At 66.5% G+C, this 16,505-nt stretch carries 10 protein-coding genes, 1 tRNA gene, 3 pseudogenes and 1 riboswitch; of the genes and pseudogenes, 7 read left to right on the forward strand and 7 right to left on the reverse strand.

Translation table 11 applies throughout. The features are described 5' to 3' along the window. Positions 1 to 7 precede the first annotated feature (7 nt). Positions 8 to 1,093: a thiamine ABC transporter substrate-binding protein gene (locus ABYF38_RS04090; protein WP_371152872.1), complete on the reverse strand. Its 1,086-nt coding sequence runs from the start codon at positions 1,091 to 1,093 to the stop codon at positions 8 to 10. A gap of 29 nt (positions 1,094 to 1,122) precedes the next feature. Then, positions 1,123 to 1,231, reverse strand: a riboswitch (TPP riboswitch). 536 nt (positions 1,232 to 1,767) lie between these two features. After that, entirely contained in the window at positions 1,768 to 2,046 is a 279-nt protein-coding gene (locus ABYF38_RS04095; RefSeq protein ID WP_371152873.1) for a DUF4235 domain-containing protein, read from the reverse strand. 788 nt (positions 2,047 to 2,834) lie between these two features. Here ABYF38_RS04095 and ABYF38_RS04100 point away from each other — a divergent pair. Then, the gene (locus ABYF38_RS04100) at positions 2,835 to 5,390 is read left to right on the forward strand and encodes a (Fe-S)-binding protein (RefSeq protein ID WP_371152874.1); all 2,556 of its coding nucleotides are present in this window, start codon (positions 2,835 to 2,837) and stop codon (positions 5,388 to 5,390) included. On the opposite strand, the gene ABYF38_RS04105 is transcribed toward ABYF38_RS04100, so the two are convergent. Beyond that, entirely contained in the window at positions 5,387 to 6,427 is a 1,041-nt protein-coding gene (locus tag ABYF38_RS04105) for a hypothetical protein (RefSeq protein WP_371152875.1), read from the reverse strand. The genes ABYF38_RS04100 and ABYF38_RS04105 overlap by 4 nt on opposite strands. A gap of 144 nt (positions 6,428 to 6,571) precedes the next feature. Further along, positions 6,572 to 7,171: pseudogene (dcd, locus tag ABYF38_RS04110) on the reverse strand (dCTP deaminase); the annotation flags it as partial. A 143-nt stretch (positions 7,172 to 7,314) separates the two neighbouring features. On the opposite strand from dcd, the gene ABYF38_RS04115 reads away from it, so the two are divergent. The 3 genes and pseudogenes from ABYF38_RS04115 to ABYF38_RS04125 all read left to right on the forward strand — a co-directional run bounded on the left by ABYF38_RS04115 (position 7,315) and on the right by ABYF38_RS04125 (position 9,703). Then, positions 7,315 to 7,385, forward strand: a tRNA-Gly gene (locus ABYF38_RS04115). A gap of 496 nt (positions 7,386 to 7,881) precedes the next feature. Beyond that, positions 7,882 to 8,391: pseudogene (locus tag ABYF38_RS04120) on the forward strand (transposase); the annotation flags it as partial. 83 nt (positions 8,392 to 8,474) lie between these two features. Then, a pseudogene (locus ABYF38_RS04125) lies at positions 8,475 to 9,703 on the forward strand (IS3 family transposase). A gap of 424 nt (positions 9,704 to 10,127) precedes the next feature. Here ABYF38_RS04125 and ABYF38_RS04130 read toward each other — a convergent pair. Next, positions 10,128 to 11,272 (reverse strand): IS3 family transposase gene (locus tag ABYF38_RS04130; RefSeq protein ID WP_371152876.1). Its coding sequence is split into 2 segments (ribosomal slippage): positions 10,128 to 10,987 and positions 10,987 to 11,272, totalling 1,146 coding nucleotides; the frame shifts between segments, so codons are not numbered across the junction. 798 nt (positions 11,273 to 12,070) lie between these two features. Here ABYF38_RS04130 and ABYF38_RS04135 point away from each other — a divergent pair. After that, positions 12,071 to 13,051: a pseudouridine synthase gene (locus tag ABYF38_RS04135; RefSeq protein ID WP_371152877.1), complete on the forward strand. Its 981-nt coding sequence runs from the start codon at positions 12,071 to 12,073 to the stop codon at positions 13,049 to 13,051. A 468-nt stretch (positions 13,052 to 13,519) separates the two neighbouring features. Here ABYF38_RS04135 and ABYF38_RS09205 read toward each other — a convergent pair whose 3' ends face one another. Further along, positions 13,520 to 14,107, reverse strand: coding sequence for a transposase-like zinc-binding domain-containing protein (locus ABYF38_RS09205; protein ID WP_420492507.1), 588 nt, complete (start codon positions 14,105 to 14,107; stop codon positions 13,520 to 13,522). A gap of 262 nt (positions 14,108 to 14,369) precedes the next feature. Between ABYF38_RS09205 and ABYF38_RS04140 the strand changes: the two genes are divergently transcribed. Both ABYF38_RS04140 and ABYF38_RS04145 read left to right on the forward strand, forming a co-directional pair. Beyond that, positions 14,370 to 14,846 carry a (deoxy)nucleoside triphosphate pyrophosphohydrolase gene (locus ABYF38_RS04140; RefSeq protein WP_371152878.1) on the forward strand — a complete coding sequence of 159 codons (477 nt, stop codon included), beginning with the start codon at positions 14,370 to 14,372 and terminating at the stop codon, positions 14,844 to 14,846. Positions 14,847 to 14,938: 92 nt separating this feature from the next. After that, positions 14,939 to 15,643, forward strand: a complete 705-nt coding sequence (locus ABYF38_RS04145; RefSeq protein ID WP_371152879.1) for a TetR/AcrR family transcriptional regulator — start codon at positions 14,939 to 14,941, stop codon at positions 15,641 to 15,643. A 95-nt stretch (positions 15,644 to 15,738) separates the two neighbouring features. Here ABYF38_RS04145 and ABYF38_RS04150 read toward each other — a convergent pair whose 3' ends face one another. Further along, positions 15,739 to 16,479: a type I 3-dehydroquinate dehydratase gene (locus ABYF38_RS04150; RefSeq protein ID WP_371152880.1), complete on the reverse strand. Its 741-nt coding sequence runs from the start codon at positions 16,477 to 16,479 to the stop codon at positions 15,739 to 15,741. Positions 16,480 to 16,505 lie beyond the last annotated feature (26 nt).

The following is a 16,505-nucleotide window of genomic DNA, read 5'->3' on the forward strand; positions in this document are numbered from 1 at the left end:
GCACCCCCTACTGGGCCACGGCCTCGGTCCAGGCCTCGATCCACTCGGTGCGGTGCTTGCCGATCTCGGCCGGCGCCACGAACTCCGGCTTGCTGGACAGCGGCCCGAACTTCACCAGCGCCTCCGGCAGGGCGGCCTCAGACATCACCGGGTACATGTACATGTTGTCCGGGATGGACTCCTGCACCGGCGTGGACAGCATCCACTCCAGGAACTTGTTGGCACCCTCCGGGTTCTTGGCGCCGGCCAGCACGCCGGCGTACTCCACCTGACGGAAGCAGGTCTGGTCCAGGTTGGCCACGGAGGCCTCGGTGCCGGCCTCGTTGACGAAGTAGGACGGGGAGGAGGCGTAGGAGACCATCAGCGGGTAGGCGCCCTTGCCCTCACCGGCGGAGAAGTCGGTGCCAAACGCGTCCGACCAGCCCGCCGTGACCTTAACGCCGTTCTCCTTCAGCTGCTTCCAGTAGTTCAGGTAGCCGTCCTCACCGAAGTGGGAGACGGTGGCCAGCAGGAAGGCCAGGCCCGGGGAGGAGGAGGCCGGGTTCATGACCACCAGCTGGTCCTTGTACTCCGGCTTGACCAGGTCCTCGAACGTGGCCGGCAGCGGCAGGTTCTTCTCCGCGTACCAGGTCTTGTCCGCGTTGATGCAGACGTCGCCCATGTCCACCGGGACCAGGCCCGGGGCGCCCTCGATGGTGAAGTTCTCCGCGCCGGCCGGCAGGGTGACGGTGGCGGGAACGGTCACGCCCTCGTCGATCAGGCGGGAGGCGAAGGTGTTGTCCACGCCGAAGAACGCGTCGCCCAGCGGGGCGTCCTTGGACAGGGCCAGGGCGTTGGTGAGCTCGCCAGCGTCGCCCTGCTCGACGATGGTCAGCTTGTAGCCGGTCTGGGCCTCGAAGTCCGCCTTCAGGTCGTCCGGGACGTTGAAGGACTCGTGGGTGACCACCGTGACGCTCTTCTCGCCCCCGGCCCGGGTGGAGGCGGCCGCGCCCTCCTTGGACTCGGCCGGCGCCGGGGTGGAGGCGGAGCAGGCCGCCAGGCCCAGGGCGGAGGCCGCAGCGATGGCCACGGCGATGGTGTGCTTGATGCGCATTTTTCTCCTTCAGCTAGGTGTGAAGGGGTGCATGAGAAATCTCGACTCCCTTCGCCGGTACTAACCGGATCAGGTTCGAGGGTCTGCCTGGTGGCACTCTCAGCTCAGCCCGTGGGCTTTGCTCCCCTGTCGCAGATAACGATTCTACCCGGGCCCGTTTTCACCCCCGCCACGCCGCTGCCGGGACGTTTGTCACCCCGACTCGGGGGACGACGCTGCCGCCCCACCGCCCCCAGGGACGACGCTGACACCCCACCGCCCCCTTTCTGCGGCTCCACCCAGATGAGGGAGTTGGGCCCCGGGCTGAGCAAAGGGCTGGATCGCCGCCGAGCGACGGCATCGGGTCCTTGGCGCTCAGCCCGTACGCAAACGGTCGAGCCTCTTTTGCAGCTCCCGAGTCGTTGGTGCAACTCGTCGGGCCCTTACGCGACTCGTTGCAGCGTTAATCCGTGCCGTAGTGCTACACGAGCTGCAAGAAAGCTAGGACCGGTGCCGCAACGGCGCAACGGGAGCACCAAAGGCGCAACCGTTTGCGCAACTGCCCGCCGGCCTGGGCCTGTTCCAGCGCAGCTCCGCACCGAAGGCCGGTCTGGCCCGGGACGTGACGAGGCGGGGGAGCGTTTCAACGCTCCCCCGCCTGCTCAGCGCCCAGTCACCTGAGGCGTTTGCCTACCTTAGGCCTTCTCGATCTGAGCCTTGCGGCGCGGGTCGTATTCCTTGGGCCCGTACATGTGCGCCGCAGCGCCCACGGCGCCACGCTGCAGCAGCGTGAAGACGACGCCGGAGACCGCCGCGTACACCAGCACCTCGCCGATGCTGACGTCCGGGTCGTTCGAGTCCGCCGGGGCCTCGCGCCCGGTGGAGATCTGCCATGCCTTCTTGAGCAGGAAGTTCGCGGCGAAACCCGCCACGGCGGCGGCGGCCACCTGGGTGACCTTCCATCCAATGTCCATGTGTGCCCCTTTCCGGGATCAACCCTACATTCGCCGGGCCCGGAAGCGGCGGGCTTGTTCGCCTCGCGCCTAGCGCGCCCCCGGTTCCACCCCACCCGCATCGGCGATGCACCGTGGCACCGAGCGCACAAGAGTGAGCTCGGGGTACAAACGACCGACCGGGGGCACACCCCCAAGCGGTCGCACGTACCCCAACCGCACAACCGTACGATCGGGGGCACAAACCCCACCCCAACACCAACCACCCCGCGCACCGCACGGGTATCTACACCCGCACTGACTCCACCCCCACCCGCATCGGCGATGCACCGTGGCACCGAGCGCACAAGAGCGAGCTCGGGGTACAAACGACCGACCGGGGGCACACCCCCAAGCGGTCGCACGTACCCCAACCACACAACCGTACGATCGGGGGCACAAACCCCACCCCAACACCACCCCGGCCCCACTCCACCACCCCGCGCCGCAACCCAAGCGCTCGGTTTTCCTGGTGCGCCCTTTGCTCAATTACCCGGCGCTTGCGGGCACCCCACCGGGCGCGCGGGGCCGCGAGTTTTCGCCTCCCCGGCCACTTTTCCCCGCCGGAGCTGAGCCCGCGCGGGCTCGCGCGGGCGCCACGCACCCCCTCCCCGGTAGATTTACCGGGGGTGTCTTCGGTGGGCGGGCGGGCACGATCTGTCCCGTCCCTCTCGCCGTTGCCCCACTGCGCAGCACGGCCCGGCCCCGCTGCGCGGCTCGGCCCGGTGCCGCTAGCCACCCCACTGCCCAGACCGTTTCGGAGTTCCACCTTGCCGCTGCTTTCAGTTGTCTCGCTCGCGTTGGCGTTGGCCGCCACCGCCGCCGGGGTGGTCCTCTTTGGCCGCGGCGCGGCCGTGCTGGTGCGCAACATGTCCGTGGGCCGCCCCGCCCCCGACCGCACCGGGCAGCCCGCACGCCGCGTCTGGCTGAGCCTCGCCCAGGCGGTGGGTCACCAGGCCTTCCGGGGGCGCCCGTTGATTCGGGCCGCGCACTGGGTGGTGATGGTTTCTTTCCCGGTGCTGGTTCTGACTTTGTTGGGCAGTTACGGCCAGCTGGTTAGCCCCACGTTCCATCTTCCGCTGGTGGGCCAGTGGCCCGGTTTCACGTGGCTGGTTGAGCTCTTCGCCTGGGCGGGCACGCTCGGCATCGTGGCACTGATGGTGGTGCGCAGCCTGACCGGGCGCGGCCGCCCCGCCGACGCCGCCCCAGACGCCGCCCCCGACGCAGCCAGCACCCCAGCCGCCCCCGAAACCCCCACCGAAACCACCGAAACCACCGCAACCGCCGCCCCGGCCGGCACCCGCTTCCGGCTCTCGCGCTTCCTGGGTTCCTCCTGGTGGCAGGCCCGTTACGTGGAGTGGACCATCCTGGGCGTGGTGGTGTGCGTGCTGGCGCTGCGGGCCCTGGAGTGGGCGTACGCCGCCAATCTATTCGAGGCCTACTGGCTGCTGCCGGGCGGCGCGCAGGGCTCTGGCGGCCCCGCTTTCAACCCGTACGGCACCGACCCGGCCGCGCCCCTGGCGCACTCGCTCCCGGTCGACGCCCCCGCCCCCGCCGCCCCCTCGAAGTGGGTCTACCCGTTGACCTGGTTCCTGGGCGAGGCGCTGCGCGGCCTGTCGCTGCCCACCCTGCAAGCAGCGATCACCCTGACGGCTCTGGCGAAGATTCTCATCTCGACGGCCTGGTTCGCGGTGGTGGGCCTCTCGCCCGCGATGGGCGTGGCCTGGCACCGCTTCCTGGCCTTCGTGAACATTTACGGCCGCCGCGAGCTGGACGGCTCCAAGGCCCTGGGCCCGGTGGCCCCGCTGTTGGTGGACGGCACCCCCCTGACCCCGGAGCTAACCGACGAGCTGGACGACGACGCCGTCCTTGGCACCGGCACCATCGCCGACTTCACGTGGAAGGGTCTGCTGGACTTTTCCACCTGCACCGAGTGCGGCCGCTGCCAGGAGGTCTGCCCGGCCTGGAATACCGGCAAGCCGCTCTCCCCGAAGCTCCTGGTGATGTCGCTGCGGGACCACCACCACGCCGCCGCCCCCTTCATGCGGGCCGCCGCCGCCCTGGGCACTCAGGTGGACGACGTTGCCGCCGGCCCGTCTGCCGATGCGGCCGACCTCGCTGCGGCCGAGGACCGGGGGGAGGCGGGCGGAGCGTCGGCCACCCCTGCCTCTATTCACGGCAGCGACCTGCTGGGGGCGCTCATGGCGGTGGGCGCGGCGCCGGAGGCGCGGGAGCTGACCGCGCGCCAGATCGCCAGTCAGGGGTTGCCGAACGTGGTGGGCAGCGCGATCACGCCGGAGGTGCTGTGGAGCTGCACCAACTGCGGTGCCTGCACCCACCAGTGCCCGGTGGACATCGAGCACGTGGACCACATCGTCAACCTGCGCCGCCACCAGGTGCTCATGGAGTCGGCCTTCCCGAGCGAGCTGGGCAAGGTGTTCCGGGGCCTGGAGACCAAGGGCAACCCGTGGAACGCGGCGGCCCGCAAGCGCATGGAGTGGGCCAAGGGTTTGGACTTTGACGTGCCGGTGCTGGGCGAGGACGTGGAGGACGCCACCGAGGTGGACTTCGTCATGTTCGTCGGCTGCGCGGGCGCGTTCGAGGACCGCGCCAAGAAGACCACGGCCGCGATCGCGCAGCTGCTGCACATCGCCGGGGTGAGCTTCGCGGTGCTGGGCTCCAGCGAGGGCTGCTCCGGCGACCCGGCCAGGCGCGCCGGCAACGAGGTGCTGTTCCAGCTACTCGCCTCCGCCAATATCGAGGCGCTGCAGGAGGCCAAGGCGAAGCGGATCATCGTCTCTTGTGCGCACTGCTTCAACACGATCGCGCGGGAATACCCGCAGCTGGGCGGCAGCTTCGAGGTGCTGCACCACACCCAGGTGCTCAACACGCTGGTACGCGAGGGGCGGCTGCGGCCGGTGCCTCCGCCGGCGGGGCAGGCCCGCCAGGTCACCTTCCACGACCCGTGCTTCCTGGGCCGCCACAACCAGGTCTACACCCCGCCGCGCGAGCTGCTGGCCGCCGCCAGCGGCGGCGCGCAGGTGGTGGAGATGCCCCGCAACCGGGACAACGCCATGTGCTGCGGCGCCGGTGGTGCGCGCGTGTGGATGGAGGAGTCCCTGGGCGTTTCCATTGGGGCCACGCGCGCGGCGGAGGCCGCCAGCACGGGTGCACAGGTGGTGGCCACGGCCTGCCCGTTCTGCACCACGATGCTCACCGACGGCACCAACAAGAACGCCGGCGCCGACGGGCAGGCCCTCGAGGTGCGTGACGTGGCCCAGCTGATGCTGGAGGCCGTGCGGCGCGGGCAGGAGCAGGAGTCCTAGTTAGCGTCCTCTTCGGGGACGAACTCCACTAGGAAGCCGTCCTCGTCCACGACGCGCCCGCCGGATGCCTGCGCTAGTGCTGCGGCGGCGGACTCGATCTGCTGGGCGGCCACTAGGCGGTCACGCCGTACAGAGCGAGGCACCCGCACTGGGCCGGTCATCGTGTAGTCGTTGGGGAGCCATTTCAGTTGGTAGCACACCACGCCCGCCGGGGCCCACGCCTCACCCTGGATCACCAGCGGCGGGTTTTCTTCTCCCGTGGCGGCCAGGTCTATCTGGTAGGAACGGCCAGGCAGGCGCAGGTTGTATCCCATGCGGACGGCGGGGCGGGACAGGGCGGCCGCGTCGGCGGCGTCGACCCTGGCGTGCAACTCCGCGCGCTCCTCCTCGCTCATGTCGGCAGAAGCGGCGCGGGCCAGGGCCACGCCACGGTTTTGCACCCGGGAGCGCGCGGCGGAGGCGGCGGCCGGGGCGGCATCCAGGTCCGGCTCCGGTAGCGAGGTGAAGGGCAGGTGGACCGTGTTCAGCACCGCCAGGGCCGCGGGCTCCTCCAGCCAGATCGGCGCGTACACCGTCATGTTCACGGCCGAATCCGGGTCCGGTACCAGCACGCCCGCGCCCGGACGCTGGGGCGAATCGGCCACACGCAGGGCGCCCGCCAGGCGCCGGGCCATCCGGCGCAGCATGCCCAGCGCGGCCAGCTCGTCCCCGGCGGGCACGCCCGCCGGGAACAGGTCCATCAACGGGTCCGCCCCGTAGAGCTGTACCGGCAGCGGGCCGCTGCGCACCTGCGGGCAGCGCAGCAGGTAGGCCTGCGCGGTCCACGCCGGCAGCTCCAGGGCCATGCGGGTGGCGTTGTCCACCGCCCACGGGCCGGTCAGGCTCGCCTCCCCGGTCAGGTGCAGCAGGCCCGGCATGAGCCAACCAGCGGTCGGGTCCAGCGAGACCGCGAGCGCCTCGATTTCCTCCGGCGCCACGTCCTCGGCCACCGCCAGCAGCGCAAAGGAGCGCCCGGTCTCGATCTCAAGCAGGTCCATGGTTCACTCCCCCTCGCGCGGCTCGGTGGGCGTCTGCTCGGTGGGCGCTGCGGTAGGCGCGGGGAAAGAAGGGGCGGGCGCGGCAACGTCGGCCACCTGCTCGGCGGGCGCGTGCTCGGCAAGCGCGTGCTCGGCGGGCGCGTGCTCGGCGGGCGGGACGTAGCCGCGAGAGACGTCGGCGCGGGAGAAGTTCAGGTGCGAGCGCGACGCGGTGGGGCCACGCTGCCCCTGGTAACGCGAGCCCTGCGCGCCCTGCCCGTAGGGGGCCAGCGCGGCGGAGGTGAGCTGGAAGAAGCAGAGCTGGCCCACCTTCATGCCCGGCCACAACAGGATCGGCATCGTGGCGGTGTTGGAAAGCTCCAGGGTGATGTGCCCCGTGAAGCCGGGGTCGATGAATCCTGCGGTGGAGTGGGTGAGCAGGCCCAGGCGCCCCAGGGAGCTCTTGCCCTCCAGGCGGGCGGCGACGGCGTCCCCCAGGCTCACTAGCTCGAAGGTGGAGCCCAGCACGAACTCGCCCGGGTGGAGCACGAATGGCTTGTTCGGGTCCACCTCGATCAGGCGGGTGAGGTCGCTCTGATCGGCGGCCGGGTCGATCACCGGGTAGCGGTGGTTGTCGAAGAGGCGGAAGAAGCGGTCCAGGTGCACGTCCACGCTGGAGGGCTGCACCATCGCCGGGTCCCACGGGTCCAGAGAGATCTGGCCGACTTCAACCTGGGCGCAAATGTCTCGATCAGAAAGCAGCATGCCTGCCATTATGGCGTTCCTAGCCCGCCAGCAGGAGGGCTGGAGGGCCCGAATCTGCCGCAGATTTCCCCGTCAGGTGGGCGAAAGTGGCGTCCCCGCACCGCGCGGGTTACACTGTCTGGGCACGCCGCAACCGGCGTCGTGCGGGCGTAGTTCATCGGTAGAATGGAAGCTTCCCAAGCTTCAGAGGCGGGTTCGACTCCCGTCGCCCGCTCTTAGGGAAAATCCCCGGCAGGAACACTGCCGGGGTTTTGCCTTATGTGCGCCCCGGGCAGTCGAGTGGGCCCACGCTGACGCGCAGCGGCAGTGGGGATCCCGCCGCCCGCATCCCCCGCCGAATCCCAGCAATCCGACCCGGGCCCTCCTCGAAGCTCGACATCCCGCTACTCAACTCGACGTTCGCCTCCTCAACTCGGCGTTCGCCTCCTCAACTCGGCGTTCGCCTCGTCAACTCGACGTTCGCCACCTCAGGGTTAATGCTCAAAAAGTGTGTATGAAGTGGGGACTTTTCCGTACTGGCCGTAGGTAAAAGTCGGGGTGCACAAGCTCTGAGAGCATGTGCGGTGTCTGGTGTTAGCAATCGTCCTCGTTGTGGTGTATGCGATCGCAAGTGCGTGAAGAACGGTCGGTCCAAGACCGGCAAGATGCGTTGGCGCTGCCTGGGCTGTAACGCCTCGCTGAGCGTCAAGCGTGTGGACAAGACGGCCTTGATGGAATTCGGCCTCTTCCTGCAGTGGGTATGGGGCAAGCAAGACGCCCGCAGCCTGGCTGCCGCCAGGGGCTGGTCTCTAGCCACATTTCGCCGTCGTTTGGCATGGTGCTGGCAGGTTGAAGTACTACCTCCCAAGCCCACCGGGCAGGTCCATGACTACCTGCAAATCGATGGCACGTACTTCAATTCCTGGTGCTTGTTAATCGCTTTCGATGGCACACAAGTGGTGTCCTGGCAATGGTGCGAGCGAGAAAACGCACCAGCCTACCGCCAGCTCTTATCCAACCTGCCCCAACCCGACCTGGTCATTCTCGACGGGGCTAACGCCGCCGCGCGTGCTGTTAAAGACCTATGGCCCCAGGCCAAGACCCAGCGTTGTCTCTTCCACCTACAAGCCACCATCACCAAGCACCTAACCCGCCAGCCCCGCCTAGAAGCAGGCCGTGAAATCAAGGCCCTTTCCCAAGGACTAAGCCGGGTAGAAAGCCAAGACCAAGCCCGTGCCTGGATGCAGCAATACCAAGCCTGGGAGACCAAATGGCTGAACCGTCCTGGGTTTGGTTCCGGTGGTCAGCCTGAAAGGATTGACCTATGCCGAAGCGTTTCTCCCCAGAGTTCAAGTCGCGTGCTGTTCGTCTTGTCAGCGACCGTCTGGCATCGGAGCAGACAGTCTCTCTCACCAGTGTTCTACGTGAGGAAGAGCGTCAATCTCGGGGTGGGGTATGAGACGATGCGCCGCTGGTATCGCGATCCCAGCCTGAGACAGGATCTTGAACATGCCCCATCAAGGAGTGCGAGGTGGCCCGCCTGCGGCGGGAAAACGCTCAGCTCCGCCAGGTCAACGAGATCCTGAAGGCAGCCTCGGCTTTTTTCGCCAAAGAACTCGACCCCCGGTACCCGAAATGATCGCTTTCATCGACGCGGGCCGAGCCAAGTGCCGGGGTTGAACGCATCTGCAAGACTCTCACCGAACACCGCCAAGGCGCCTTCATCACGGGTGCGAGGGTATGGCAAGGCCAAGAACCGTACGCCCTGGCAGCGCTGCTTACGAGATGCCGCTTTGATCCCAGTCATCAAGCTCATCCAGGCAGAGAACACTTACGTGTACGGGTGGCTAGATGTGGCATGCCCTCAAACGCGAAGGCTAGGACGTGGGGCGCGAACAATACTGGCCCCAGCTGGCGAGGGAGATTTGCCGGGCTCAGGGGCGTTGTGTCTGCCCCGGGTAGGCGCCAAGCTGGAGTGCTCCTGGGACCGATTACGCGCCCAGATCTGGTTGAACCCCCGCTTCGCGCGCAGTGCCCCTAACCAGTTGTGGGTGGCCGACATTACATACGTTCGCACCCGCAGCGGGTTCGTTTACACCGCCTTCGTAACAGATGCCTTCAGCCGCAAGATCGCTGGCTGGGCAGTGAGTAACACACTCAATGCCCAGGCTCTACCCCTGCAGGCCCTGGAACGAGCTATCGCTACTGCCAAGGGCAGTGTCGAGGGATTGGTCCACCACAGCGATCACGGCAGCCAGTACGTCTGTGTCGCCTACCATGAACGCCTGGTCGAAGCAGGAATTGATGCCTCTACCGGCACCGAAGGAGAATACTTGCGACAACGCACTGGCCGAAACTGTCAACGGCTTGTACAAGAGCGAGTTGATCTACTCCCAGCACTGGGCCGGACTGACCGAAGTCGAATGGGCGACCCTATGCTGGGTGAACTGGTGGAACAACACCCGCCTGCACAGCGAACTGGGCTATGTCACACCCCAAGAAACCGAAGACCGCTACTACCAACACCACACCCACCAAATGAGCACCGCCTAGGAACCAAACCCAGGACGGTTCATGGCACGACTTCCTAGCCCAACGCACCTACGCGCGCGATAAGACCACCAACCGCCCCGCCTGGGCCAAAGCCAACCAGACCTGGTGGTACACCCACCCTCGCCTGCGACGAGTACGCGGCTTGTTCAGGCATCTAATCAAGACCAGCCAACTGTTTACCTACCTAGAGTTCTGCCCTCCCAGACCCCGCACGACTTCACCGTTGGAAGGAGGGATCAACAAAGCCATCAAAGACCTTCAACGCCAACACCGAGGACACAGTCCTCAACACGCCCAACGCGCCGTGGAGTGGTTCCTCACCACCCAAACAGTCTCGCCCTACCGGCCCTCAACAAGCCAAATCCTCCAAGCGAAAACCCGGGCCTCAAAACCCGCGATCCCGGGTCTGGTGCAAGTTTTGGTGTCAGTTTGTGTAGATTGTTTCGTATTCGATTGGGGTGAGTTTGCCTAGGCGGGCTTGGCGGCGTCGGCGGTGGTAGGTGGATTCGATCCAGTGGCGGATGGCGGTGGCTAGTTCCTGACGGGTTTCCCACTTGCGGGTATTGAGCACGTTCTTCTGTAAAAGCGCGAAGAAGGACTCCATGGCAGCGTTGTCCGCACATGTACCGGCCTGTCCCATGGACTGGACCAGCCCGTAGGCGAGGGCAGCTTGCCGGTAGGCCGTGGAAGTGAACTGCGCACCACGATCTGAATGGATTACACACCCGGCTGGTGGGTGGCGGTCTGCTACCGCCTGGGCCAAAGCGTTAACCGCGAGAGAAGCGCTCATGGACGTAGCACTGCTAAGAGCCACGATCCGGTTAGACCACACGTCCTTGATCGCACACACATACAACTTGCCCTGAGTGGTGGGATGTTCGGTGATGTCAGTAAGCCAGAGACGGTTAGGCCCATCGGCATGAAAGACCCGCCCAACCAGATCAACCCCAACGCTTCTAGCGCTCTTGGTGGTCTTGGTCTTGCCTTTGGGTGCAGTAATAGACCTAATGCCCAACTCGTGACAGATCGACCACACCGTGCGGCTAGCCACCTTGACTCCCTGGCGGGCCAGCTCATCGGTAATCAGCCGGTAGCCAAAAGCAGGATCAGCACTATGGATGGCCCTCACCCGTTCCTTTAAGTAGCTACGGCGTTGTTCTAGCCGGCTTTGCCTACACCCGCGCCACCGGTAGAAAGGCTGGCGGGCGATACCAAGCACCCGGCAGATCCGACTAACCGCTATGCCCAAACCAGCTAGTTCTTCTACCAGGGGGTAGATCATTTTGGGTTCACATCACGGGCCAGGTAAGCCGCCGCCCTTCTAAGGATGAAGCACTCTTCTTCCTTTAACCGCAACTGGCGCTCTAACTGCGCGATGCGGGCCTTGTCCTCACCCGCACTAGCCTTGAGCACACCCTTAGAAACCTGCTCGCGTCTGATCCAAGCATCCAGAGTCGAACCCCCAATCCCAAAATCAGCTGCTACCTGCGCCAACGTCATCCCAGCAGGACGATTCAACGCAAAACGCACCACATCCTGACGGAATTCCGGCGCATACTTCCTGGGCATCACAGCCCCTTCCCGCGAGACCAACAGCCCCGCAACCAGTGACACCAACCATTACACCATTCCCCCCCCCCCCCCCCCCCCCCCGCCCACAAGCACCTAAAAACGCCCTTGTACGACACCGCCTTCAGCCCCGAAGACGGCAACCACACACGCAAAGGCTGGGCAGGAAGAACCACCTGAACACCCCAAGACACGCCCGAGATTTACACACTTTTTGAGCATTAACCCCCACCTCAACTCGACGTTCGCCACCGAGTTAACGTCTAGATTCGACCCCAAACGTCTAGCTGAAGACCCAAACGTCGAGATTGGATACCAAGCCCCCACAGCGTGGCCTCACGCCCGAGTAGCTTCAGTCCGACATCCCCGCGCTCAACTCGACATTCCGCTACTCAACTCGACGTTCGCCCCCTCAACTCGACGTTCGCCCCCTCAACTCGACGTTCGCCACCGAGTTAACGTCTAGATTCGACCCCAAACGTCTAGCTGAAGACCCAAACGTCGAGATTCGCTCCCCCACGATCTGCCAGCATGGTCGTCATGAGCCCCGCTTCCCCTCCAGACCCCGCGCCGCCCAGTGCGCCCGAGGGAAAGACCGCGCAAGCCACACCCTCGCCCTTCCCCACACCCTCGCCCTTCCCCACACCCTCGCCCCTCCCCACACCCTCGCCCCTCCCCACACCCTCGCCCCTCCCCACACCCTCGCCACTCTCCACACCCGCTCATCCCCGGCGCCGCCCCCAGCCGCTGCCGGCCCGGGACGGCCTGCGCCCGTCCCGCCTGGGCAAGCGGTTGGGCGTGAGTCAGGCCCGGGCACTGACCTGCACGCTGGGCGAGTGGGTCGGCGCGAACATCCCGCGCCTGGAGCCGCGCCAGGTTGAGCGTGCCTTCGCGGCCGGGGACGTGGTGGACGCGTGGGGGCATCCCCTGCCGTGGGACACGCCGGCCACGGCCTTGGAGCGCCCGGTCTACCTCTACCGGCCGCTGCCTGACGAAACCGCTCTGCCGCCTATCCCCGTTGTTCATCGGGGCGACGGCTGGCTGGTGGTGGACAAGCCGAAGGGTCTGGCCACCATGCCGCGCGGGGCTTACGTGGCCCGCTCGGTGACGGTGGCGTTGCGCCGCCAGGAGAACAACGCGGACCTCACGCCCGCCCACCGCCTGGATCGCGGCACCTCCGGCCTGCTGTTGTTCACCGCGCGCCCGGATTTGCGCCGCGCCTACCAGGAGCTCTTTGCGCAGCAGCACGTGCGCAAGACCTATATTGCCGCCGCTCCTGCCCCGCCTTCTTCGTGGCCGACGTTGCCGCCCGCCTCCCCCTCCAGCCCGCGCCCCTGCGTCCGGCCTGAGCGGGTGGCAGGCTGGTGCAGCCCGCAAGTGGCGGTTACCGTGACCGCCGATGGCTGGCTGCGCTTGGAGAGCCGGCTGGCAAAGACGGGCATCCGGGTCACCTCCACTGCGGGACGGCTGCCGAGCAACGCGGTCACCTTCCTGCGCCCGACCGCCGAGGCTGTCACGGTGCGCGGGCTGCGCTTTCCGCTCTACGAGGTGCGCCCGGCCACCGGCAAGACCCACCAGATTCGTGTTCATTTCGCGGCCCTGGGCTTGCCTTTGGTAGGGGATTCGCTCTACGGCGGTTTCGACGCTGCGCCCTACGGGGCGGCCGAGGCCCCGGGCACGGCCACCTCTCTTCAGCTTCACGCCGCCGGTTTGGAGTTCACTGACCCGCAAACTGGCCAGGAGGTTGCGCTCTGGCTCCGTGACAAGGTCGTTGTGTAGGTCCTGAGAGTTTGGCGGGCGACATAATTCACCTAACGCCAAGTCTTGTCACCCCTTACAGCCCGCACCACCTCAACCGACTACAGCACCACACACTGGGGGTGAATCTCGACGTTTGACTGGTCGACTCGACGTTTGGGGATGAATCTCGACGTTTTGAGGGGTCCAAACGTCGAGTTTGGGTAACAAACGTCGAGCTGACCAGGCAAACGTCGAGCGGAGAATCCAACCTGGCTTGCGCCACTTTAGTGTCCTAGGAGGGTGAGTAGCTCTTGGGCGTGGGACATCAGGACTGCCCCCCAAATCACCACCATTTGCACGAATCAGGTCAGGCATGAGGAAGCGCGCAGCGTGGGGTGCGTCCCGATATCTCGCCTAGTCCTGCGCTGCCTTCCCACCGCCTTGCCTCACCTGCCTTGCTAAACCGGTCGACCTAGACCTTGTGCAGCCGACCTAGACCTTAGAGCGCTACGCAAGGTCTAGGTGGAGTGCATAAGGTCTAGGCCGTACAAAGTTGAAATAATGTGGTCGGTCGACCATGTCGGGAGCGGGTAGAGGCTCTAGGAGGGCTTGCCGGGCCGTTTTCTTCTCTTGGTCGCACCACTGCCAAGCAATGACATGCTTGCCGGTGTAAGCCACAAGGAGACACCAGCCTTGGAAGTAGGTGGCGTCCAGCATGATCACCGGGTGGACTTCACCAGTTGGGGCGGGCTGCGGGATCTCAATGTTCCAGCACCAGGCCGTCTGGGCCCGAAAGGAACGTCCCGTCCCGCCCGTTGAGTACTGAGGAACCGGCCCTAAGAGCCATGCCGCGAACGCCTCTGCCTGGGCGCGTCTGGTGATGTCTGGCCGGTGCTGAACGCTCGATCCGCCGCAGGTCTTGCACCGCCACCTAGTCTTGCCCGTGCTGGTCTGGCCATTCCTGACCATCTTCGCTTCACATACACCACAACACGGCGAATTCCTAGTAACGCTCACCGAACATGCTCTCAAAGCATGTTCAACCAGACTCTCACCTACTCCCCCAAAGGAAAAGAGCCCCTCGCGTACACACATTCCTGCCGCTAACCCCCTGGGGAGCTGCCCCAGGGCGTGTTCTCACCCAGCACCAAGTTTTGTCTGCCCTTGCGGAGCTCGCCGCCCGAGACGCCCCTCGCTCGACGCCATCGACACACCAACACCCCGGAATGGGAATATCTCCATTAGCCCCGTTACTGGGCGCGGCCCAGCGCACATGAGCAAGCTCCACGTTGCGCATGAGAAGGTTATTCCCGAGGTGGAGGCAGCTAGGATTCTTGCTCGCACTACCCTGTTTCCCATGCCTCTTGTTGTTGCAGCTGCGGTGGTGGCCCCTGACCGGGTGTTGCGCGCCCAGGACATTCGGCTTCTGGCCGCCCAGCGTTCGTATCCGGCTCACTTGGCTGGCCAGTGGGAGTTACCAGGCGGGAAGGTGGAGGCAGGCGAGTCTCCGGAGCAGGCTCTTCACCGCGAGCTGCAAGAGGAGCTGGGCATCGCGGTCGAGCTGGGCCCAGAGGTGGTTTTCGCCCCGGCCCCGCAAGAGGGCTGGCCGATTCTGGACGGCCTGCGCATGAGGGTGTGGCTTGCCTATCTGACCGGTCGAAACTTGCCGCAGCCGGGCGAGGCGCACAACTCTGTGCGCTGGGTGAACAGCACCGCGAGCGCCCAGTTGGCCTGGCTGCCCACCAACGCCCCTATTGCCGAGGCGTGCTTTGAGGCTGCGCGCGTCGCGACGATCGGCGCCTCACCCACCGCGCTGGCCCGTCACGGCGCCTGAACCCGCCCGCCTCATGGCGAAGCCACCCGCCACCCCTTGGCGATTAATACGACACTTTTGCGCTTGACGTCACCATCTGCCAGACTGCGCCTATGCCCAAGATCATCGGCTCCACCCTGGCGGAACACCGCGCCCGCACTCGCGACAAGCTGTTCGCGGCCCTGGCGACGTTGCTAGAGCAGCGCGGCTTCGATTCCATCACCCTGGCCGAAATCGCCACGGAGGCGGGTGTGGGCCGCACGGCGGTCTACAACCACTTCAAGGACAAGGACTCCCTGTTGCTGGGCTTCATTGCCCACGAGACCACGGCCTACGTTGCCCGCTTGCGTCAGGCCCTGACCGGGGTGGAGGACCCGATCAATCAGTTGCGCATCTACGTGCAGCAGCAGCTGAACCTGCGTTCGGCCTATCACCTGGCCCCGGGCCCGGATCTGCGTCACGTCGTTGACCCTTCTACTTATCGGCGTCTGGCAGAGCATGGTCACGAGGTGGAGACCATCCTGCGCGACATCCTGGTTCGCGCCGCCCGCGCCGGTTTGATTCCGCCGCCCGACCTGGACACGCTGGTGCCCCTGGTTAACTCCACGCTGGCCGCCCGGCCCTCTGCGGCGCCTTCGCAGCGCACGCGCTTCGTGGTGGGTTGCCTGCTGTTCGTGATGCGGGCGGTGGGCGTGGAGACGGCCCGCGCGGAGAGCGTGGTGCGTTCCCACCTGCAGGAGATCGCGGCCTTGGCGGCCCAGGGTGCTGGTTCCACCGACGTTCCCGCCAGCCGCTGCCCCGTGCACCACACCGCCTGAGCGGCCGGCTTCACCGGCTTTTACCCGGCACCCCGCTGGGGACACCGCCTTTTCTACCCGCCTGCCAGGTGGACGACGCTGCCGCCCGGCCTCCCTTATCGCGCGGCCTGCGCGTTCAAAGCCGCCACGACCTGGCCCACCGGCACCTGGCCGGGAGCGCTGGGCTTGTCCGCGCACGCGAAGGTGGCGCAGGAGCCCAGGCTGGCGGGCTCCAGGCGGCCCTGGCGCCCCAGCTCGCCCATGGCGATGACGATGGCGGGTTTGGCGTCGGCGCGGCTGGCGTAGCGCCGCGCCGACGCGCCCAGCCTGGAGACGTCCGCTTCCTGGGCGGGCATGACGGCTATCTTCACCACGTCGCCGCGCTGGTGGAGTTCGCTGAGCGTCCGGTCCAGCTGGTCGTCCGCCGGCACGGTCTGGAAGTTGTGGCTGGAGGCGATCACCGCGCAGCCCGCGCGCGCAGCCACCTGCCGCAGTCGCGCCGCCGTCTCCGGCCCCCGCGAGCCCTCGAAGTCCACGGCCTCGCAGCACTCGGCCAGGCGCAGCACGGCCCCGGCGTAGGTGGAGTCGTCCACCTCGGCCTCTCCCCCCTCCCGCGTGGTGCGGATGGTGGCGAGCACCGGCAGGCCGGCGGCCGCGCGGTAGGCGGCAGCACGCTCGGCCCAGGCGGCAGCGTCGTCCAACCAGGTGGGGTCGGTGTCCAGGCGCCACTCCAGCAGGTGGGCGCCGCTCCCGCGCAGCGCGGCGGCCTGAGCCAGGCACTGCGCGTGGTCGCCCTGCAGGGGCACGATCACCAGGGGAAAGGACTGGGCGTCACTAAACAGGGGCGCGGGTAACACTCAACCAGTCTATTGCCCAAATCTGT

Source organism: Buchananella sp. 14KM1171 (genome assembly GCF_041380365.1).
Lineage (GTDB): Bacteria > Actinomycetota > Actinomycetes > Actinomycetales > Actinomycetaceae > Buchananella > Buchananella felis.

What these genes read in the sequence shown, in the direction of transcription:
- ABYF38_RS04145 (WP_371152879.1), top strand. Translation starts at nt 14,939, where the DNA reads ATGCCCAAGATCATCGGCTCCACCCTGGCGGAACACCGCGCCCGCACT.
- ABYF38_RS04140 (WP_371152878.1), top strand. Translation starts at nt 14,370, where the DNA reads ATGCCTCTTGTTGTTGCAGCTGCGGTGGTGGCCCCTGACCGGGTGTTG.
- ABYF38_RS09205 (WP_420492507.1), bottom strand. Translation starts at nt 14,107, where the DNA reads ATGTGTGTACGCGAGGGGCTCTTTTCCTTTGGGGGAGTAGGTGAGAGT.
- ABYF38_RS04095 (WP_371152873.1), bottom strand. Translation starts at nt 2,046, where the DNA reads ATGGACATTGGATGGAAGGTCACCCAGGTGGCCGCCGCCGCCGTGGCG.
- ABYF38_RS04105 (WP_371152875.1), bottom strand. Translation starts at nt 6,427, where the DNA reads ATGGACCTGCTTGAGATCGAGACCGGGCGCTCCTTTGCGCTGCTGGCG.
- ABYF38_RS04090 (WP_371152872.1), bottom strand. Translation starts at nt 1,093, where the DNA reads ATGCGCATCAAGCACACCATCGCCGTGGCCATCGCTGCGGCCTCCGCC.